Here is a 19,247-nt window from a genome sequence, read left to right as displayed (position 1 = left end):
ATTGACGTGTTAGAACAACTGAAGGAAGAGGTATTTCAAGCAAATTTGGACTTGCCTAAATATGGACTCGTGAAATATACATGGGGTAATGCAAGTGCCATTGATCGAGAAAGTGGTTTATTTGTTATCAAACCTAGTGGTGTTGATTACGAAACGATGAAAGCCAGTGATATGGTTGTTGTTGATTTAGATGGCAATGTTGTTGAAGGAGAGTTGAGGCCTTCTTCAGATACAGCGACGCACGCAGTACTTTATAAGTATTACCAAGAAATCGGCGGCATTGTGCATACTCATTCAACTTGGGCGACAATCTGGGCTCAAGCAGGCCTTGATGTTCCAGCGATGGGGACCACTCATGCAGACACATTTTACGGATCCGTCCCATGTGCCCGCTACCTAACAAAAGAGGAGATTGATCGTGGGTACGAAGTGGAGACTGGGAAGTTAATCATCGAAACATTTGAAGAGCGTGGGTTAGATATTTTAGCCGTTCCTGGCGTCTTACTTCATGGTCATGGTCCGTTTACTTGGGGCAAGGATGCAAAATCCGCCGTAATGAATAGTGTGGTGTTGGATGAAGTTTCGAAAATGAATTTATTTACACGGGAATTAAATCATTTTGCAAAAGAATTACCACAAAATATTTTGGATAAACACTATTTACGAAAACATGGAAAATATGCTTATTACGGTCAAAATTAAGATAAACTCTATCAAATTATCAAACTATTAGAATTAAGAAAAGAGGTTTATTATGTTAACAACAGATAAAAAGGAATTTTGGTTCGTCGTAGGATCACAACATCTATATGGGGAAGAAGCGTTAGCAGAGGTCAAGGCGCATGCACAAACGATAACCGATGCATTAAATGAAAGCGGTTTTTTACCTTATCCACTAGTATTGCAAGATTTAGCTGTTAGTGCAGATAAAATCACAAGCATCATGAAAGAAGTCAACTATCGTAATGAAGTTGCCGGTGTCATCACTTGGATGCATACTTTCTCACCTGCAAAAATGTGGATTCGTGGAACAAAGTTATTACAAAAACCATTGCTTCATTTAGCTACACAATTCAATGAAAGTATTCCTTGGGCAACGATTGATATGGACTTTATGAACCTAAACCAATCCGCTCATGGTGACCGTGAATATGGTTTTATCAATGCCCGTTTGAAAAAACAAAATAAAGTTGTTGTTGGTTATTGGGAGCGCCCTGAAGTGCGACAGCAAATTGCACAATGGATGGACGTAGCGGTTGCTTATAACGAAAGCTTCAACATTAAGGTCGCTCGCTTTGGAGACAACATGCGTAACGTTGGAGTAACCGAAGGGGATAAGGTTGAAGCGCAAATCCAATTTGGGTGGACAGTTGACTATTTTGGAATCGGAGACCTTGTTCAATATGTGAATGCGGTTACTGATGAAGAAATGGATGCTTTATTTGCTGAATACGAAGACCTTTATGAATTTGATTATGGTACCTACAGTAGGGAAGAGTGGGAGAAAAGCGTAAAGGTACAGGTAAGCTATGAAATTGCGATTAAACGTTTCCTTGATGATGGTGGTTATACGGCCTTCACAACGAACTTTGAAGATTTACATGGAATGAAACAACTTCCTGGTCTTGCCGTCCAACGTTTGATGGCACAAGGATATGGCTTTGCGGGTGAAGGAGATTGGAAGACGGCAGCACTTGATCGCTTACTGAAAGTGATGAGCCATAACCAATCAACTGGCTTTATGGAAGATTACACATATGAATTAGCTGCTGGACAGGAATCAATCCTTCAATCACATATGCTTGAAGTCGACCCATCATTAGCAAGTAACAAACCAAAAATTGTCGTATCTCCATTAGGTATAGGTGATCGTGAAGATCCAGCACGTTTAGTATTCGACGGCAAAGCAGGAGACGGCGTCGTTGTTTCCATGGCTGACTTTGGTACAAACTATAAACTTTTGATTAATGAAGTTTCTGCATTTGAGCCAACCATTCCAGCACCAAACCTTCCAGTGGCCCGTGTACTTTGGGAAGTGAAGCCAAACTTCCAAGATGGAGTGAAAGCTTGGCTGGAGAATGGTGGCGGTCACCATACAGTTGTTTCATTGAATTTAACAACAGACCAAATTACAACGTATGCAAAGCTTGTTGGCTTGGAATACGTAGTTATTAAGTAATGTCTCCCCCTCCAAGGAGGCTCTGCTTCCTTGGAGGGAAAAATAGGTACTCCAGAAGTTGAAGAATGAAAATAGTAACCATTAGTATGATCCCTTTATTTGTAAGCGTGTTCATGGTTTTCAGGAAAAAGATGAAAGCGTTTTAATAGCGCAATAACTACCAAGAATTCATCCTAATAAATAATTTTTAGGATGAATCTACTAGCATGTATTTGTAGTTTGAAAACACTAGTATTATTTTCTTTCAAAGCTATCAATATTTTTAGTAGTGGGATTTTTTTTAAAAATAATTTTAAAACCTTGAGGAGGGAATTTTTATGGTTAATGGAAAGAAAATCTCAAGTGGATTCATTTATTTTTTTGGGGCTTTTGGAGGCATTCTCTTCGGTTATGATATCGGCGTTATGACGGGTGCTTTGCCTTTTCTGCAGCATGATTGGAACCTTCAAAACAACCCTGGTGCTATTGGCTGGATTACCTCTTCGTTGATGTTTGGAGCTGTTTTTGGAGGTGCCCTGGCCGGACAGCTTTCTGATCGTTTAGGTCGGCGCAAAATGATTTTAATATCTTCTATCATTTTTGCTGTTGGATCCATTTTGGCAGGAATATCCCCTCATAATGGGATCCTTTTTATGATTGTTGCTCGGATTTTATTAGGGTTGGCTGTTGGTGCCGCTTCTGCGTTGGTCCCAGCCTATATGTCGGAAATGGCGCCTGCACGGTTACGTGGACGTCTGTCAGGAATTAATCAAACAATGATTGTCTCTGGAATGTTGCTTTCGTACATTGTCGCTTATTTATTGAAAGACTTACCAGGAACAATGGCATGGCGGTTGATGCTTAGTTTGGCTGCTGTACCTGCTTTGATCTTATTTATTGGAGTGTCAAGGTTACCCGAATCACCACGTTTTTTAATTAAGAACAATAAAATTGATGAAGCTCGTAAGGTGTTGGGCTTTATTCGCTCTAACAAAGAACAAATTGATTCTGAAATAACACAAATTCAAGAAACTGTTAAAGAGGAAGCAAAGGTAAATCAAAAAGCATCATGGGGTACACTTTTAAGCAATAAATACCGCTATTTAGTAATTGCTGGTGTGGGTGTTGCTGCGTTTCAACAATTCCAGGGCGCAAACGCAATTTTTTATTATATTCCTATGATTGTGGAAAAAGCAACAGGGCATGAAGCCAGCTCAGTATTGATGTGGCCAATTATTCAAGGGGTTATTCTCGTACTAGGTTCATTAATATTCCTTATGATTGCTGATAAATTTAATCGCCGTACTTTATTAACAATAGGCGGAACTATTATGGGGCTATCCTTTATTTTGCCGGCAATATTGAATTTATTAATTCCTAATGCAAATCCGATGATGATGGTTGTTTTTTTAAGTATCTATGTAGCACTTTATTCATTCACGTGGGCTCCCTTAACTTGGGTCATCGTTGGAGAAATTTTCCCGCTGGTAATTCGCGGTCGTGCGTCAGGATTAGCTTCATCATTTAACTGGATAGGTTCTTTCTTGGTTGGATTGCTGTTTCCAATCATGACCGCTTCGATGTCTCAAGAAGCTGTTTTTGCAATCTTTGGTGCTATTTGTTTACTTGGTGTTTTATTTATCCGGACATGCGTTCCTGAGACTCGAGGTCATACTTTGGAGGAAATTGAAAAAATTGGAGAAAGTAGACAAACTAAGGGGAAAAGTGCTTAATTTAGACCTATGATATTTGGAGCAGAATTCAAAGAAGCTAAGTATGCATTTTTAATCAGGGGGTCATAAGGGAAAATACTTCTGTAATTATGATCTACACATACACATCATGAACATGTTGATTTACTCATATGATTCCCTGTCTTAAGACCGAAGTTGCTACTTCGGCTTTTCAACTATTAAAAATGTTTGCTGAACATTTAGTGCAATTCATGGTGTTTTAGCTTTTATTTATATGAAGGAATTTAATAGGGAAAGGAGACGAAAAAAATGAAAGCATCACAAAGCTCGTTTGGAAATGAAGCCTTGCTGTTTACTATAGAAAATGATCATGGAGTAAGAATGGAAGTAACAAACTTTGGTGCAAGAATCGTCAATCTGTTCGTCCTAACGGAATCGGGTCGTAATAATATCGTATTGGGATTTGACTCGATTGAGGATTACAAAAAAGAAACATATTATGGAGCAACAATAGGAAGAGTCGCTGGAAGAATAAAAAATGGCGAATTTTCAATTGGTGAATCACGTTACCAAACATCTGTAAATCAATTAGGGAATACATTACACGGTGGCAACCCTGGATTCGATGAAAAAATCTGGGATTATGAAGTGAAGGAGACGGATGAAAGTGCATCGATCATCTTTTCAACCCACTCACCTGATGGAGAGAATGGTTTTCCGGGGAATTTGAAAGTAAGTGTGACTTATACATTAGACAACTTAAATATTTGGTCAGTGAGCTATCAAGCAAATAGTGATAAAGACACAATTTTCAATCCGACCAATCACGTCTATTTTAACTTAACAGGGCATCCCAGCAATCCAATCGATGATCATTCCTTGCAAATCTTTTCTGAAGAATTTGCACCAGTAAATGACGATACCACGGTAACTGGGGAAAAGCGAAGCACAATTGGCACGCCTTATGATTTTCGAACCCTGAAGAAATTAAAATCAACCTTTGAAGCAATTGACGCAGAAGTTAATAAGGTTCAAGGAATCGACCATCCATTCTTCCTTACGTGCTCAGGACTTCATCAAACTGCAGCCAAATTAATTAGTCCTGACCAGAAAATAAAAGTTGAGGTATACACAGAAGAGCCTTCGATCGTAGTTTATACTGCGAACTTTGTGAAAGGGGTTCCACTTATACACGGAGAAAAATTAATCCAACATGGTGGAATAACATTTGAAACCCAAGCTGCCCCAGGAGCGATTGAGTTTGAAGATTTTGGAGATATTATTCTTCGTGCTGGCGAAAATTACACTTCCCAAACAAAATACAAAATAAGTTTTGAGGGGTGTAGCTACTTGCCTAAGTAATAAGAGAGTGGCTATTTGCAAGGCGTGGAAATATCTTTTATTAAATCTCGACCATTTTTCATATCTTTAAACTATTTTAGAATTGGATTTTTTAAGTCAATTAAAGTCCAAAAAAAGTAAAAGAGAATAAAGCACATATATTTCTAACGGAATCGTATCTTATGCTGGAAGTCCAAACAATTGATGGAGGAATTCTTTTTGATTTTGGACAGACTGATTCCCTAAATCAATCTGTTTAATATATGTTTTTATCGACTCTCCAAGAGTTATTTGTTTGAGGTAACTCGGATCCGTTTGTCCAATTCAGGACCATACTGATGAACCCAACACATAATCGTTATATGAGAAATGGATAAACCCCGTTCCTCCACCATTTCCACCAATCTATTATATCAGTAGCCAGAGTAGGACGTACGGGTGCGGGGGAGACCCCGATGGCGCAAAGGCGCCGAGGAGGCTCCCGGACCGCCCGCGGAAAGCGAGTGCCTGTAGAGGAAATCAACGTTCAGATTGTACAAACCGTAAAAAAACTGTAGACAAACACGATTTTCATCGAGTTTGTCTACAGTCTAAGGTAAGAGCACTTATATGCTCTTACCTTTTTTTGAATCGTGTTTGTTTAAAAAAGGCAGGATTATATTATCTGGCCTTTTATACTTAACAAATATGTTCATCATACTCTGTTTTCAAGTAATTTAGCAGCTTTTGTTTTTGGTGGGAATAATGAAAGCAATTAAAGTAAAAGGAAAAGTCGTCAAAAAAGAGAGGGTTTTTATCGTCGAAGCCATAAGAATTTAAGAAATCCGAGATTATTTTTTCTTGATCGACTAAGTCGAACAATCCGGATACATAAAAATGATAACTGAATTTATCATATAAAAAAAGGTATCCTGTATCATCAAAAATATTTTTCACTGTATGACCATCCAATTCTAACTCACTCCTTCTTTTACCAATATACCTTTTTATCGATGAAATTATTCAGTGCTCATCTTTCGGTGAATATTATTATATTTATTGCAGCGTGTTTTTTATACCTTCAATACATTAAAGGTATGAAATAAATGGAGCAGAAGAATCGGGAACGAAAAAAGCACATCCAATGGATGTGCTTTCATAAAAGTATTATTTGTACATTTCAGCCACTTGCTTTTGCAATTCGCCATTTTCAAGGTACTCATCATAACTCATTTGCTTATCGACTGTACCTTTTGGAGTAAGTTCAATGATTCGGTTCGCTATAGTTTGGATGAACTGATGATCATGAGAAGAGAAGATCATAGATCCTTTAAAGCTGATCAAACCGTTGTTCAATGCCGTAATCGACTCTAAGTCCAGATGGTTGGTAGGTTCATCAAGCATTAGGACGTTCGAACCGCTTAACATCATTTTGGAAAGCATACAACGGACTTTTTCGCCCCCTGAAAGTACACTTGCCTTTTTCGTGACTTCATCGCCCGAGAATAACATTCTGCCCAAGAAACCGCGCAGGAAGCTTTCACTCTGGTCATTAGGAGAATATTGACGGAGCCAGTCGACAAGATTTAAATCGACACCTTCAAAGAATTCAGCATTATCTTTAGGGAAGTATGCCTGAGAGGTCGTAACGCCCCATTTGAATGAGCCGCTATCCGGTTCGATTTCACCTGCCAAGATTTTGAACATTGTTGTTTTAGCAATCTCATCTTTACCGACAAATGCAATCTTGTCGCCTTTATTCATCGTGAAGCTGACGTTATCCAATATTTTTACACCATCGATCGTTTTCGAGAGTCCGTCTACACGAAGCAGGTCGTTCCCGATTTCACGATCAGGTGTAAAGCCTACATATGGATAGCGGCGCGAAGAAGGCTCGATGTCATCCAAGCTGATTTTATCCAATAATTTCTTACGGGATGTCGCCTGGCTCGATTTCGATGCATTGGCACTGAAGCGCGCGATGAAATTTTGTAGCTCTTTGATTTTTTCTTCCTTTTTCTTATTGGCATCTTGAGTCAGTTTAAGGGCAAGCTGGCTTGATTCATACCAGAAGTCATAGTTACCGATATAAATTTTGATTTTACCGAAATCAAGATCCGCGATATGTGTACAAACTTTGTTAAGGAAGTAACGGTCATGGGAAACTACGATAACAGTGTTTTCAAAGTTGATTAAGAATTCTTCCAGCCATTTGATCGCTTTTAAGTCCAAGTGGTTGGTAGGCTCATCCAGTAATAGAACATCCGGTTTCCCGAATAGTGCTTGGGCAAGCAATACTTTAACTTTGTCGCCACCGTTCAACTCAGCCATTTTCTTTGTATGCAGGTCTTCTGCAATGCCAAGGCCTTTTAAGAGGATTGAAGCTTCAGGTTCAGCTTCCCAGCCGTTTAATTCGGCAAATTCACCTTCAAGTTCGGCCGCTTTCATTCCGTCTTCGTCCGTGAAGTTTTCCTTCATATAGATGGCATCTTTTTCTTGCATGACTTCAAATAATCTTTCATGTCCCATAATGACAACTTTAAGGACTTCTTCCTCTTCATAAGCGAAGTGATCTTGTTTTAGAACGGCAAGGCGTTCGCCAGGCCCCATATGGACATCGCCGGATTGCGCTTCAATTTCACCTGAAAGGATTTTTAAGAAAGTGGATTTACCCGCACCATTAGCCCCAATCAGGCCATAGCAGTTACCAGGCGTGAACTTTATATTAACATCTTCAAACAGTTTACGATCGCCATAGCGTAAACCAACATTATTTACTGTAATCATTTATTTACATTCCTCCAAAATACTTTTGTTTCAACGTGTCCAACACTTTGTTTCATTAGTTATACGCTGATTCACACAAACAGCAGTTTCCAATAATTTTTAAATGCCGTTCGTTAAATTGTATCTTATTTCTTATGAAAATTAAAGGCAGATTAGCAAAAACAAACGTTTATAAGCAAAAATTACACAAGGATTTAATTTTGTTTTTAAATTGTCGCGTATAAAGTATGTTTTATTTTTTTACCGAAGAAATTTATGGGTATAAGGACTCATTACGTATCAACCTTTTAATTGGTAATATAGGTAACTGTAACTAACACGACAGGAGGATCATAAATGAGTGATTCAGTAGGTTTTTGGAAACGTTTTTTAGCAGGAGTTTTGGATGGCATAATAGTATCTTTACCATTAGCGATAATTTTCGGATTGATTACTGGAGATTGGGAAAATGAAAACTTTTCAACGTTCTTCGACTTCCTATACATGCTGCTTGTCCCGATATTTTGGTATGGGTATACAGTCGGTAAAAGGATTATGGGAATACGCATAGTAAGGATGGACGGCAAAAAATTAGGAATAGGCACAATGTTATTGAGGTATTTAGTTGCTGCTTTGGTATATGCCATTACATTGGGGATAGGGTTTATTGTTAGTGCATTCATGGTCGGCCTAAGGAAAGACCATAGAGCGATACATGATTTCATAGCAGGTACATACGTGACATCAAATAAACCATGATTTATTGATAAGCAGTTTAATAGCTGCTTTTTTTTTATGCAAATCTACATTTCGAATCCGATGCGATTTTTTTGGCGGGTAAATTCCAATGTAAGGTATAAATATTACATTGGAAACCACGATAGAATATTTAATCAATAAACAGCGGCAGTTAGGAACCAAAAAGCACTTCACCTATATGGTCAAGTGCTTTGGTTATTCAAAACCTCTTTATTTTGATTAATGATGATTTTATTTCTTAAAATCATTTCCTTATTATTAAGTCCAACATTTAGTTCTTTGGTATTGTTCACCTTTTCCAATAGTGATGCTACAGATATTTCCAATAGTTCGGAAATAGGCATATTTGTTTTGGATGATAAAGTTTCAAGTTCATGGATTAATTTAGGGGATAGCATTGGTTGTCTTTCATTTATTTCCATGACAGTACCCACTTTCTTAAAAAAATTATTTAATTGTAATTTAAGTATATAATGGCAGTTTCCAATAAAATATTAAATTAACGTTATTTATGTTAAGAGATGATGACAATTGTAGAGGAAAGGTATAATCGAGCACTTTACCTTAATGGAAGTACATTAAAAAGTTTTTAGTTAGACTATATCTGTAAAAAAATGTATCTTGAAAATAAATTCCTTTATGGTATGGAGGGTTCGCCCCTCAGGATCATTCAGCCGTTATCCCACTGCCTGCCCATACCATCTTCAAGGATTTCCAATGCCTTTTCCATTGACATCCACGTACGGCATGTTCTATCGGAGGTCATTGCATCAAAGGCGTCTGCAACGGCAATCTTCCGACCGAATAAAGGGATGTCGTCCTCTGTCAGTCCATTGGGGCATTCCATTCCTCATACCTTTCATGATGATGCCTAACGCCCGGTCCCAGCTATAATAATTCCCCGCCCATACTATATCTTTCTATGATGTCCGCCCGCCTGAAGTCTGATTTTCCCAATATATAAATAAAATAACAAGTAAGACGTTAGGTATGGTTGCCTCTAAGTAATGCAATATCAGGGGTGGGCTACTGCGTAGGAGACTTCCGAGCAGTCGTATAGGAGGTTTGAAGGACTTCCAAGGCCTGCTTGATGGGGTTGATATCTTTATGATATACAATAAATTCATTGCATATCATTATGTATAAAGAGGATAGTATAATTGTCATTAACATAATTGCATCGGATACTGTGTGATATCCATCAGATGAAGTAGAGATCAAACTTCCTACTGCCAGAATGGTAAAAAAAGTATTCAATGGTTCTCCTCCTGAAAGCATTTTGGATGCTCCTTCATAAGTCAACATACTATAGCAAAATCCAATTTGGAATATTTAGTGCATTCTACAAATTATATGAAATATCAGGGAAGGTGAAATTTCAACTATATCATTCTATGTCTCCAAATTTGTCAACCATTGGCTTTTCTGATAGTATAAATGTCCATTTCGTCTTAGCATCGGCATTTTAATGAGTTTGATAACTAAATAAGGAAGGGGAAGTGGTTTCATTGGGTAATCACCCTGATTTTGAACAGGAACGACAGCGGCTGGATTTTACGAAACGTTATATCGATGTAGTCATCAAAACATCAGAAACAAGCAAAGATCAGTTTCAGCGGAATATGCAAGAAGCTTTTAGCGATGCCGATTGGTCTGAAGCAGGCTTATATTCACAGTTGCTGACGTCGGCCAACTTTTTTGAGATGTCCAAAACCGAACTGGAAAGTTTGCGCAAAGCAAGTAAAAAGCCCTACTTTGCAAGAGTGGATTTTGAAAGGAATGACGGTGATAGAGGCGAAGTCCTTTATTTCGGAAAAACATCGCTTTATCAGAGGGAAAGCCAGGAACAGATCATCGTCGATTGGCGATCCCCGATAGCAAACCTCTATTATGAGGGACGGATTGGTGAAATAGAATATGAAGCTGAAGGAGAGAAATTCAGCGGGAACATCACTTTAAAAAGACAGCTAATGATCGAAGAAGGTGAATTGGATGAGATAAGGGACATTGATTTAACAACAACGGATGAATTATTGCAGGAGTCCCTTTCCAAAAGTTCCAGCAATCGATTGACAGATATCATTACCACGATCCAGGAAGAACAAAATAAAATCATTCGTGCAGATTTGAATAAGCCTATCATTGTCCAAGGCGCAGCGGGCAGTGGTAAAACTACAATTGCTTTACATAGGATCTCTTATTTCATCTATCACTATAAAGACTTGTTCGATCCGCGACAATTAATGATTCTTGCTCCGAGCCGGGTGTTCATTGATTACATATCTGAAGCTTTACCTGAATTGGGTGTCGAAAAGGTTAAACAATTCACATTTTCCGAATATGTTCAGGCAGCGATAGGAAAGCAAGTGAAGCTTGTAGCGGATGATAAATTAACTCGATTGCTGGAAAAGGATGATGAAGAAATTAATTCAGCCGTCTGGATATCAGGCCTGAAGGGCTCCCCTGTCTTTAAATATATATTGGACGAATATGTAAAGGATATTTTCAGGGGTTTTCATCCGAATGGTGATTTTTATTGTGATAAATATCGCCTCTATTCCGCTAAAAAGTTCATTAGATTATTGGAAGAGGATTATTGGTATTTACCGTTATACAGCAGGCTGGACAAACTGAAGGCCATTTTACAAAATGAAGTGAAATTGAAAAAGAAAACAATGCTTGAACGTGTTGTTGACCTTTATGATGCCAAAATTGAGAAGGCTCTCTATAAAAATATTGATCCAGTCATACGTAAGGATTTTGTTACAAAATGCCTCGATAAAAAGGAGGAAAGGATAGGACAGATCCAAAAGGCGATCCGTTCTTCCGTAAAAGGGTATTTTAAGCAATTCAAAAGTAAAGATCTCCTGGATTATTATCAGGAGTTATACGAAGATCCGGAGCGTCTTGCCTCTTACAGCAACGGTAAACTTACTGTTGAAGATGCCAGTGTATTATGTGAGTATAATCATAAATTATTTTCTGTTAAAAGTTATGAGATGGAGGACTTAGGAGCATTATTATATCTTCAGGAGCGGCTTTTTGGTGTCGATAAAGAAAACAAAGCAAAAAATGTCGTCATTGATGAGGCACAGGATTACAGCTTCATGCAGTTACAGGCACTAAAGACGGCAGTGGATACCGATATGTTCACACTTGTAGGCGATCTTGCACAAGGCATCCATTCATACCGCGGACTTCAAACATGGGAAGAGGTTCACAGCCGTATTTTCCCTCGGGCGACGTATACTGAATTACAAAAAAGCTACAGAACAACTGTTGAAATAATGAAACAAGCTAATGAAATACTTCATTTATTAACATATGATTTCCCGGAGGTTGAACCTGTAGTCCGTCATGGCAAAGATCCAGAATTCATTACCATTGAAAAGGAAGGTTGGGAAGAAAAACTTATCGAACTTATCGCAAGCCTTAAAGAAGAAGGATTTAAAACGTTTGCCGTTATTGCCAAAACGATGAAAGATTGCAAACTGGCAAACGAGAAGCTAAGAGTATTCCATCAAGGCTTTCATTTAATAGATGAAGCGGGAAACATCCCTAAGGATAAAACGTTGATTGTTCCTTCCTATCAAGCCAAAGGTCTCGAATTCGATGTCGTATTTGCAATATCCCTGGAAGAAGTATATTGCCATGGAAATGAACTTGATATTAAATTGCTGTACGTAACAATGACAAGGCCATTGCACAGGCTGTATTTTTTAGGTAATCAGAAAAATGCTTTCCTTATCGAGACATGAAAGGGGTAGGGTGGAGTGTAACCACCCTCCTCGGGATACACTTACAAATGCAAAAGGATATCCTGAATATCTTCCCACCCGAAACCGACTTCGGTGAGCTCGATGCCTGCCATTTTAACGGTTTTTTCAGCTATCACTTGGCCGCCAAGGGCTTTATAAAAACCGCATGCAGGATTATCCTTTAATGCCCAGATTATTAAATTTTTATGTCCCATTTCAATAAGCTCATGCATGACCGCTTTTATCATTTTTCGGCCGAGTCCCTGTCGTTGATATTCTTTTAAAAAATAAATGGCATATACTTCACCTTGAATATGCGGATCATTCGTTTGTTCAGGCCCGCCGGCAGCGAAACCGATGATCTCCCCATTGGCGTTTTCCGCTACAAAGGTGGCATTATGCAACATCTTTAAATTTCTTAGCCAGTTTTTCTTTTTGGCTTCCAGATTCATGGAGGACAAATATTGTTCAGGGAGGATTCCTTTATAAGTCGTTTTCCAGCTGTTAATATGTACATTTGCTATTCCAATTACATCTTCTTCTACAGCTTTCCTTATCTTCATGAAAACACCTTCTGATTTTCGTATTTTTCCCTAGAATATCATGGAAAAAGTGAATAAGCATTTTATTTATGTTTAAAACTGCATGAGAAAGGATAAGAAATAAAAGAGTGATTCAACCAGATGAGGGGAAGGATGAGAAAGATGAAATTGAAAGTTAGTTTTTATTTTCCGGGCGGCAAAGAACTAGAGCATGAGGTTGAAGGCGATGACTCAACTCAAATGATATCAAATATTCAAAAGCACCGTTATTATAATTTAGTTAAAGGCGAATGCCATTATGTCGTAGATACGGAAAAAGCAGCTTATTTTTCTGTAACGGAAATATTGGATTGAGAATAAACCGCATTGGACTTTTGTTCCATTGCGGTTTATTCTTTTTGTTGTAAGGAAACCGGAAAAGGAGTATCGACAATGAAAATCAATTTTACCAAGAAACAGTATGAGACATTATTCAAAATGGTTCAGTACGGATATTGGGTCGCTTCCGATACTGAAGATAATATAGAGTTCAGTGAAGTGGAACAGTATCTCAATTCCTTTGCCAAAGATTTTGGCATGGAAGGAGTACAGTTTGTGAAGGAATATGAAATTTATGATATAAGCAGGGAATTGGAGGAGCAACTTCATGAAGTCATAAATGAGTATGAAGAAGGAGTGTTCAGGGATAAGCTTGCTTACCATTTGGCTAGAAAAGAGTTTGCCGAGGAGTCGGAAAAACATGAATACACTCAGGAGGAAGCGTTTAAACGTATCATGGAGCTCGAGGAAAAATATCATCTTCATATTGAAGAACACGGATTAGTCAAATTGAAAATGGAAGAATAAAAAGAGAGAGGACATAAATTTGTCCTCTCTTCAGTTTGACGACAAAGATAGGTTCGGAATGCATTCACCCCGAATCTAAAAGAAAACTTGATTATCGTTCCTGTTTTTTTACTTATTTACATGAATGAAACCCTCTCTTGATTGAAGAAATTTGTGACACTCCTGCCGAAAAACTGGCTAGCCGAGACCCCACAGACGCGTGCTTTGATGCGGCTTGGCAGACAGTAGGCGGAAAGGGAGCGGATTTCTGAAATCAGCTGGAACTTTTTTATAGAAAAATTTGAAGGTAAATTGGTTCTTCTCTATTTTTCTAAAGTCTTGAGAGAGGGCATAAATTTGTCCTCTCTTTTCTCATTCTGGGAAGTCATGAATTCCGTGTTCATCACGAATGGCTTCAACCACTGCGCGAAGGCTTTATATACCAGGATTATGGCCTAATTTTTCAACTGTGTATTGGTAAAATGCAATTAAGTCATTTTGTGACGCAAAACCTGCTTGTGCAGTCTGTTCGTTCCCTCCGCCTTTCCCATTATACGAACCGAGTTCAGCCCTGAAATATTGTCCGCAATGAAAGGGGGTGGCCCCACTATGCGAAAGGATGACCTTTTGCTCATTACGTGATGCTAATAATACGGTAACCTTTTCCTTTTTTACAATCGTACCTGCAAGGTACAGCAGATCTTTCATTGAGCTATCTTCGAAAATATGAGAGATGAATCCCCCTGCATTTTCTGCAAGCAGGGAGTCAGCAAGAAAGTTTGCATTTTCAAGTTTTAAGTTTTCATTTGCCGATAGCAGCTGCTTATAGTCATTCTCCAGTTTCTCCACCCTATTCAGAATCTCTGTACGTCCGGTATTGAACTTATTAGATAATGCTGAAAGAATTCCTAGACTTTCGGAATAATCGTTCAATGCCCTGAAGCCACACTTAAAATAGAGACGGGTATGTTCTTTCTGCTTTTCCGTTTTGAAAATTTTTATTAAGCCAATCTCACCGGTACGCCCTACATGAGTTCCACCGCAAGGGTTATATTCAATCCCTTCAATCTCAACAATACGGATATTTTCTGAAACTTTAGGCATTTTGACGACAGGAAGTGTCTGTAATTGCTCGTTTGTCACGTAATAGATAAGTATTTCGCGATTCTCGATGATATATTGATTAACTAGCTTTTCAGCAGCAGCCGTATGTTCTTCAGTCCATTGAAATCCTGACATTAAATCGATCGTTAAATATTCTTTTCCAAGGTGAAAGCTGACCGTATTAGAGTCGAACAGTTCCCTGCAGACAGCAGAGAGTAAATGCTGGCCGCTATGCTGTTGCATATGATCGAAGCGGCGGGACCAATCAAGTTCACAGTGAACGATTTCTGAATCTGGCCTTTTCTCCGTCTTATGCAGTATCTTACCATCATTGCCTTTTTGAACGTCAAGAACGGCAATTCCTTCTATTATACCAGTATCTGCAGGCTGACCGCCCCCTTCGGGATAAAAAGCGGTTTCTTCAAGAGTGATGTAGTAATAACCATCTTCTTCAAAGCTCTCCTGAATTTTGGTATCCCATTGGGAAGTCTTGGTGGATGTGTAATACAATTTTTTTGTCATGAATGATTTCTTTTTCCTTTCTGTTGATCATAAAATTATATCACCGAAATACCTGAGTATGAAATTGCAGGTTTACAAGGTAAGCCAGGTAAATAGGTAAACTTTATGACAAATTATAAATACATTGTTCTTAGCGGAACTGCTAAAAATGAATTGATGGACAGTGGCTTCCACGTCAGCTATTTCAAAAGTGGTAGAAAGGCATTTCAAATGCTAAAAACCTCACCCCGGATGCCATTGTACTGGATATCCTTCTTGAAGAGGGAGAGATGGACGGCTGGACGATCCTGTGGGAATTGAAAAGATCTGCTGACTTGAATGGGATTCCCGTTTTTGTATCGGCCGCACTTGACGAAAGGGAGGGTGCCAAAGATTATTTAGTTAAACCTTATAAACCTAGCCAATTATCCAAAGTGATCATGCATCCCTTGTTAAGTAACGGTAAACAAGGGCAGATTCTCATCCCGCAGGCATTCCATGAAGAAAACAAGGGGTGAAAAATAAAAAACCGTAATAGGTATACAGAACAACAAAAAAATGATAAATTCAAATATGTTGGAAAAATAAATAATTGGGTACAATTGTAGGTAAAGGTAAGTTACAGGAGGATTTTTATTCATGCAAAAAATTCAGGCCGGCATGGCTGTAGAGTTAGAAGTGGAACGTAAGGCTGATTTCGGATGGTTTTTAACGGACGGTTCAGAAGATGTCTTACTTCATCATAATGAAATGAATGAAGGAACGGAACTTGAGATTGGCGATGAAGTAACTGTGTTCATCTATCATGACAAACAAGCAAGGCTAACAGCGACAATGAAGATACCCGAAATTCAGATTGATCGATATGGCTGGGCAGAAGTTGTCAATGTGAAAAGAAAACTGGGTGTTTTTGTGGACATCGGTCTTTCCAAAGATATTCTGGTATCCCTGGATGACCTTCCGAATATAGATCGCTTATGGCCTGAGGTTGGTGATCGTTTATATGTATCCCTGAAGACAGATCGTCATGATCGCCTGTTTGGTAAACTTGCAACGGAAGATGTAATTCAGGAGATTGCAGTGAAAGCTCCTTTAAAAGGAGTCCGTAACACCAGTGTTAAAGGAAATGTCTATCGTTTACTTATGGTTGGATCTTTCTTTATTTCACAAGAAGGGTACCGCTGTTTCATTCACGAAAGTGAACGTAAGGATGAGCCCCGTCTTGGTGAATTAGTTGAAGGGCGTGTCATTGATAGTAAAGAAGATGGAACGCTTAACGTTTCATTAATCCCTTTTAAACAAGATTTAATGGGGGAAGATGCTGATGTCATTTTCACTTATTTAATGAATCGCGGCGGTGCAATGCCTTATGGTGACAAAACGCCACCTGATGATATTAAGTTTCACTTCGGTTTGAGCAAGGGAGCGTTCAAGCGTGCTCTCGGCAAACTGATGAAAGAAGAAAAGATTTACCAGGAAGATGGATGGACATATTCTTCAGACCGAAAATGAAAAAGCAGCGGATTTTCTCCGCTGCCTTTTTTTATGTGAATTTCATTAAAAGAACTTCTTTTTACCTTTTTCTTCTTTTAAAATCTCCACAGCTTCCCTGAACCTCATCGAATGGATAATTTCCCTTTCACGTAAAAACCTGAGTGAATCATTGATATCAGGATCATCCGAGATGTCAATCAACCACTGGTAGGTTGCTCTGGCCTTCTCTTCAGCGGCGATGTCTTCATATAAATCTGCAATGGGATCGCCTTTGGCCTGGATATATGTGGCGGTAAATGGATTTCCTGCTGCGTCATGATAAAAAAGGGCGCTATCATGATTGGCATAATGGTCACCTAGGCCAGCTGCAGCCATCTGCTGAGGGGTGGCGTCTTTTGTAAGCTTATAAATCATCGTGGCGATCATTTCCAGATGGGCAAATTCTTCCGTTCCGATATCCGTAAGCAGGCCAATCACTTTATCAGGAATTGTATAACGTTGATTTAAGTATCGGAGTGCTGCAGCCAACTCGCCATCAGCACCCCCGTATTGTTCTATTAAATATTTTGCCAATCGAGGATTACAGTCTCTTACTTTAACTGGATATTGCAGCTTCTTTTCATAAACCCACATAGCTATCTCTCCTTATACCTGCCATGGCCAAGGGCCTTGGCCCCATTCCCATTTATTTTCACCGCCTGGACTGTTTCCAAAACCCAATAATGGACCATATTTAGGCTCAAAAACCGATTTCAATTGTTTGGAGTATTCATGAAATTGATTGAATTGCTGTAATGCTTGCTGATCGTTAGGATGTGTATCCAAATAAAGAGTCAACTCGACAAGTACGAAATCCGCAGCTTGTATTTGTTCAAGCAACTGATAATATTCATCATCCAGTTTCTTATTCATTTATGTCTCCCTTTCCCGATATGGATTATCATAAAAATCATAAAAGAATTTCCAAAGTGTACCGTATTTCAAAGCTTCCTCCGGTGTGAACTGCTCCAAATTCGGCGGTTGAAAATTAATATACAAATTAGGAGGTGTCCTGTAATACTTTCTCCCAATAGGCGGGCAAGGATCGAATTTACTATGGAAAGGTTTATATGACTTAACTAAGGTAAAAGTCTTTTCGCGAGTCACAAAAATACCTCCTTTGTAAAGATATAGCCTTTAATTTTTATGCCTGGGTAATGCATAATATGACTCCTCTGGTCTGGAAAGGAAATTAACTGGAAAATGATGTTTTTTCAGAATATTATAAATTCTTGTTATAGTCTCGTTATCTTACTGTGATGTTTGTCATCTATTCTTTATCTGTTTGTTCTTTGTATAGAAAAAAACTATGTTAAGATTTAACTCGTAGCTTATAAAGCAGCTCACAAGGAGGTAACAACATATGAAAAAATCAATCTTATCGTTAGCGGCAGCGGCTGCAATATCCGGTGCATTCACAATTCCGGTACAAGCAGAAGATGTCAAAGTGAAAGATGGAGACACATTATGGGGGATATCTCAAACTTATAAAGTATCAATAGAAGATATTAAGTCTTGGAACGATTTGTCTTCAGACATGATTTATGCCGGAGGAACCATACATATTTCTCAAGAAGAGCATCATAAAGTAAAGTCAGGGGACACATTATCGGAAATTGCAGACAAATATGATGTAGCAGTAAAAGAAATTAAATCTTGGAACGGTTTAAATTCAGATACAATCCATCCTGGTCAAGACCTGGTCATTAAACCTGCAGCTAACAAAGTCGAAGCTGCGAGTGTAGGGCCTGCTCAGGAATCAGAGCAAGCTGCACCAGCAGAACAATCAAAGCCAGTGGAACAAACAAAGCCAGTGGAACAAACAAAACCGGTTGAACAATCGGAGCCAGCAGAATCAGAAAAAGCAGACACAAATAATGAATCCAACGATCAAGCAGGAATAAAAAAAGAAATCACTGTTAGAGCAACTGCCTATACAGCTGATTGTCAAGGCTGCAGCGGTACAACAGCTACAGGAGTTAACTTGAAAGCTAATCCTGATGCAAAAGTGATTTCCGTGGATCCATCAGTCATTCCGCTTGGGTCTAAAGTTTATGTAGAGGGTTATGGCTACGCGACGGCAGCTGATACAGGCAGTGCCATCAAAGGGAATAGAGTGGACATTTTTATACCTAACGAAAAAGATGCCGTGAATTGGGGCGTTAAAAACGTCAAAGTGCAAATCCTGAATTAATTAAACCATGCAAAACATGTTTATATATAGAAAAAAGTAGACACAGACATCATGTGTCTGCTTTTTTTGTCCTTTTGGTTCACGGGAAAAGCA

The 19,247-nt window shown here is 38.7% G+C and carries 18 protein-coding genes and 2 pseudogenes; 11 read left to right on the top strand and 9 right to left on the bottom strand.

What is annotated here, in order from left to right; translation table 11 throughout:
* The first annotated feature begins 6 nt into the window (after window positions 1-6).
* The 4 genes from BW986_RS19600 to BW986_RS19585 all read left to right on the top strand — a co-directional run bounded on the left by BW986_RS19600 (window position 7) and on the right by BW986_RS19585 (window position 5,214).
* Window positions 7-702, top strand: coding sequence for an L-ribulose-5-phosphate 4-epimerase (locus tag BW986_RS19600; RefSeq protein ID WP_076369848.1), 696 nt, complete (start codon window positions 7-9; stop codon window positions 700-702).
* Between the two features lie 52 nt (window positions 703-754).
* A complete protein-coding gene (araA, locus tag BW986_RS19595) occupies window positions 755-2,179 on the top strand; it encodes an L-arabinose isomerase (protein ID WP_076369846.1) in 1,425 nt (474 codons plus the stop codon).
* A 317-nt stretch (window positions 2,180-2,496) separates the two neighbouring features.
* Window positions 2,497-3,891: a sugar porter family MFS transporter gene (locus BW986_RS19590; RefSeq protein WP_076369844.1), complete on the top strand. Its 1,395-nt coding sequence runs from the start codon at window positions 2,497-2,499 to the stop codon at window positions 3,889-3,891.
* Window positions 3,892-4,161: 270 nt separating this feature from the next.
* Window positions 4,162-5,214 (top strand): aldose epimerase family protein, encoded by a 1,053-nt coding sequence (locus BW986_RS19585; RefSeq protein ID WP_076369842.1) that lies wholly within the window; start codon window positions 4,162-4,164, stop codon window positions 5,212-5,214.
* Between the two features lie 247 nt (window positions 5,215-5,461).
* On the opposite strand, the pseudogene BW986_RS19580 reads toward BW986_RS19585, so the two are convergent.
* Together BW986_RS19580 and BW986_RS19570 are read right to left on the bottom strand one after the other, a co-directional pair.
* Window positions 5,462-5,606 (bottom strand): annotated as a pseudogene (locus tag BW986_RS19580) (IS6 family transposase); the annotation flags it as partial.
* A gap of 733 nt (window positions 5,607-6,339) precedes the next feature.
* Window positions 6,340-7,959, bottom strand: a complete 1,620-nt coding sequence (locus BW986_RS19570) for an ABC-F family ATP-binding cassette domain-containing protein (RefSeq protein ID WP_076369838.1) — start codon at window positions 7,957-7,959, stop codon at window positions 6,340-6,342.
* Between the two features lie 336 nt (window positions 7,960-8,295).
* Here BW986_RS19570 and BW986_RS19565 point away from each other — a divergent pair, with 336 nt between their 5' ends.
* Window positions 8,296-8,697, top strand: a complete 402-nt coding sequence (locus tag BW986_RS19565) for an RDD family protein (protein ID WP_076369836.1) — start codon at window positions 8,296-8,298, stop codon at window positions 8,695-8,697.
* A gap of 182 nt (window positions 8,698-8,879) precedes the next feature.
* On the opposite strand, the gene BW986_RS19560 is transcribed toward BW986_RS19565, so the two are convergent.
* Window positions 8,880-9,119 carry a ribbon-helix-helix domain-containing protein gene (locus BW986_RS19560; protein WP_076369834.1) on the bottom strand — a complete coding sequence of 80 codons (240 nt, stop codon included), beginning with the start codon at window positions 9,117-9,119 and terminating at the stop codon, window positions 8,880-8,882.
* Between the two features lie 248 nt (window positions 9,120-9,367).
* A pseudogene (locus BW986_RS30315) lies at window positions 9,368-9,579 on the bottom strand (HD-GYP domain-containing protein); the annotation flags it as partial.
* A 626-nt stretch (window positions 9,580-10,205) separates the two neighbouring features.
* Between BW986_RS30315 and BW986_RS19550 the strand changes: the two are divergent.
* The gene (locus BW986_RS19550) at window positions 10,206-12,455 is read left to right on the top strand and encodes a HelD family protein (protein WP_397222667.1); all 2,250 of its coding nucleotides are present in this window, start codon (window positions 10,206-10,208) and stop codon (window positions 12,453-12,455) included.
* Window positions 12,456-12,496: 41 nt separating this feature from the next.
* Here the strand turns inward: BW986_RS19550 and BW986_RS19545 are convergent, their stop codons facing one another.
* Window positions 12,497-13,018 (bottom strand): GNAT family N-acetyltransferase, encoded by a 522-nt coding sequence (locus BW986_RS19545; RefSeq protein ID WP_076369829.1) that lies wholly within the window; start codon window positions 13,016-13,018, stop codon window positions 12,497-12,499.
* Between the two features lie 141 nt (window positions 13,019-13,159).
* On the opposite strand from BW986_RS19545, the gene BW986_RS19540 reads away from it, so the two are divergent.
* Together BW986_RS19540 and BW986_RS19535 are read left to right on the top strand one after the other, a co-directional pair.
* Window positions 13,160-13,351: a hypothetical protein gene (locus tag BW986_RS19540; RefSeq protein WP_076369827.1), complete on the top strand. Its 192-nt coding sequence runs from the start codon at window positions 13,160-13,162 to the stop codon at window positions 13,349-13,351.
* A 78-nt stretch (window positions 13,352-13,429) separates the two neighbouring features.
* On the top strand, window positions 13,430-13,843 hold the full coding sequence (locus BW986_RS19535; protein WP_076369825.1) for a hypothetical protein: 414 nt from the start codon (window positions 13,430-13,432) through the stop codon (window positions 13,841-13,843).
* Between the two features lie 414 nt (window positions 13,844-14,257).
* On the opposite strand, the gene BW986_RS19530 is transcribed toward BW986_RS19535, so the two are convergent.
* Window positions 14,258-15,448 carry an alanyl-tRNA editing protein gene (locus tag BW986_RS19530; protein WP_076369823.1) on the bottom strand — a complete coding sequence of 397 codons (1,191 nt, stop codon included), beginning with the start codon at window positions 15,446-15,448 and terminating at the stop codon, window positions 14,258-14,260.
* A 269-nt stretch (window positions 15,449-15,717) separates the two neighbouring features.
* On the opposite strand from BW986_RS19530, the gene BW986_RS19525 reads away from it, so the two are divergent.
* Entirely contained in the window at window positions 15,718-15,945 is a 228-nt protein-coding gene (locus BW986_RS19525) for a response regulator (RefSeq protein WP_076369821.1), read from the top strand.
* A gap of 121 nt (window positions 15,946-16,066) precedes the next feature.
* Window positions 16,067-16,939 (top strand): CvfB family protein, encoded by an 873-nt coding sequence (locus BW986_RS19520; protein ID WP_076369819.1) that lies wholly within the window; start codon window positions 16,067-16,069, stop codon window positions 16,937-16,939.
* Between the two features lie 45 nt (window positions 16,940-16,984).
* Here BW986_RS19520 and cotJC read toward each other — a convergent pair whose 3' ends face one another.
* The 3 genes from cotJC to BW986_RS19505 are packed head-to-tail and all read right to left on the bottom strand — an operon-like array spanning window position 16,985 to window position 18,067.
* Entirely contained in the window at window positions 16,985-17,554 is a 570-nt protein-coding gene (cotJC, locus tag BW986_RS19515) for a spore coat protein CotJC (protein ID WP_034307306.1), read from the bottom strand.
* 12 nt (window positions 17,555-17,566) lie between these two features.
* A complete protein-coding gene (locus BW986_RS19510) occupies window positions 17,567-17,833 on the bottom strand; it encodes a spore coat protein CotJB (protein ID WP_063234474.1) in 267 nt (88 codons plus the stop codon).
* Complete coding sequence (locus BW986_RS19505) at window positions 17,834-18,067, bottom strand: spore coat associated protein CotJA (RefSeq protein ID WP_063234475.1); 234 nt, start codon at window positions 18,065-18,067, stop codon at window positions 17,834-17,836. It abuts the gene before it with no gap.
* A gap of 256 nt (window positions 18,068-18,323) precedes the next feature.
* Between BW986_RS19505 and BW986_RS19500 the strand changes: the two genes are divergently transcribed.
* The gene (locus BW986_RS19500; RefSeq protein ID WP_076369817.1) at window positions 18,324-19,154 is read left to right on the top strand and encodes a 3D domain-containing protein; all 831 of its coding nucleotides are present in this window, start codon (window positions 18,324-18,326) and stop codon (window positions 19,152-19,154) included.
* Window positions 19,155-19,247 lie beyond the last annotated feature (93 nt).

The organism is Peribacillus simplex (assembly GCF_900156045.1).
Classification (GTDB): Bacteria; Bacillota; Bacilli; order Bacillales; family DSM-1321; genus Peribacillus; species Peribacillus simplex_D.
The sequence above is the reverse complement of the archived record's forward strand: the minus strand, read 5'-3'. Positions and strand labels throughout refer to the sequence as shown.

What these genes read in the sequence shown, in the direction of transcription:
- araA (WP_076369846.1), top strand. Translation starts at nt 755, where the DNA reads ATGTTAACAACAGATAAAAAGGAATTTTGGTTCGTCGTAGGATCACAA.
- BW986_RS19590 (WP_076369844.1), top strand. Translation starts at nt 2,497, where the DNA reads ATGGTTAATGGAAAGAAAATCTCAAGTGGATTCATTTATTTTTTTGGG.
- BW986_RS19585 (WP_076369842.1), top strand. Translation starts at nt 4,162, where the DNA reads ATGAAAGCATCACAAAGCTCGTTTGGAAATGAAGCCTTGCTGTTTACT.
- BW986_RS19570 (WP_076369838.1), bottom strand. Translation starts at nt 7,959, where the DNA reads ATGATTACAGTAAATAATGTTGGTTTACGCTATGGCGATCGTAAACTG.
- BW986_RS19565 (WP_076369836.1), top strand. Translation starts at nt 8,296, where the DNA reads ATGAGTGATTCAGTAGGTTTTTGGAAACGTTTTTTAGCAGGAGTTTTG.
- BW986_RS19560 (WP_076369834.1), bottom strand. Translation starts at nt 9,119, where the DNA reads ATGGAAATAAATGAAAGACAACCAATGCTATCCCCTAAATTAATCCAT.
- BW986_RS19545 (WP_076369829.1), bottom strand. Translation starts at nt 13,018, where the DNA reads ATGAAGATAAGGAAAGCTGTAGAAGAAGATGTAATTGGAATAGCAAAT.
- BW986_RS19540 (WP_076369827.1), top strand. Translation starts at nt 13,160, where the DNA reads ATGAAATTGAAAGTTAGTTTTTATTTTCCGGGCGGCAAAGAACTAGAG.
- BW986_RS19535 (WP_076369825.1), top strand. Translation starts at nt 13,430, where the DNA reads ATGAAAATCAATTTTACCAAGAAACAGTATGAGACATTATTCAAAATG.
- BW986_RS19530 (WP_076369823.1), bottom strand. Translation starts at nt 15,448, where the DNA reads ATGACAAAAAAATTGTATTACACATCCACCAAGACTTCCCAATGGGAT.
- BW986_RS19525 (WP_076369821.1), top strand. Translation starts at nt 15,718, where the DNA reads ATGGACGGCTGGACGATCCTGTGGGAATTGAAAAGATCTGCTGACTTG.
- BW986_RS19520 (WP_076369819.1), top strand. Translation starts at nt 16,067, where the DNA reads ATGCAAAAAATTCAGGCCGGCATGGCTGTAGAGTTAGAAGTGGAACGT.
- cotJC (WP_034307306.1), bottom strand. Translation starts at nt 17,554, where the DNA reads ATGTGGGTTTATGAAAAGAAGCTGCAATATCCAGTTAAAGTAAGAGAC.
- BW986_RS19510 (WP_063234474.1), bottom strand. Translation starts at nt 17,833, where the DNA reads ATGAATAAGAAACTGGATGATGAATATTATCAGTTGCTTGAACAAATA.
- BW986_RS19500 (WP_076369817.1), top strand. Translation starts at nt 18,324, where the DNA reads ATGAAAAAATCAATCTTATCGTTAGCGGCAGCGGCTGCAATATCCGGT.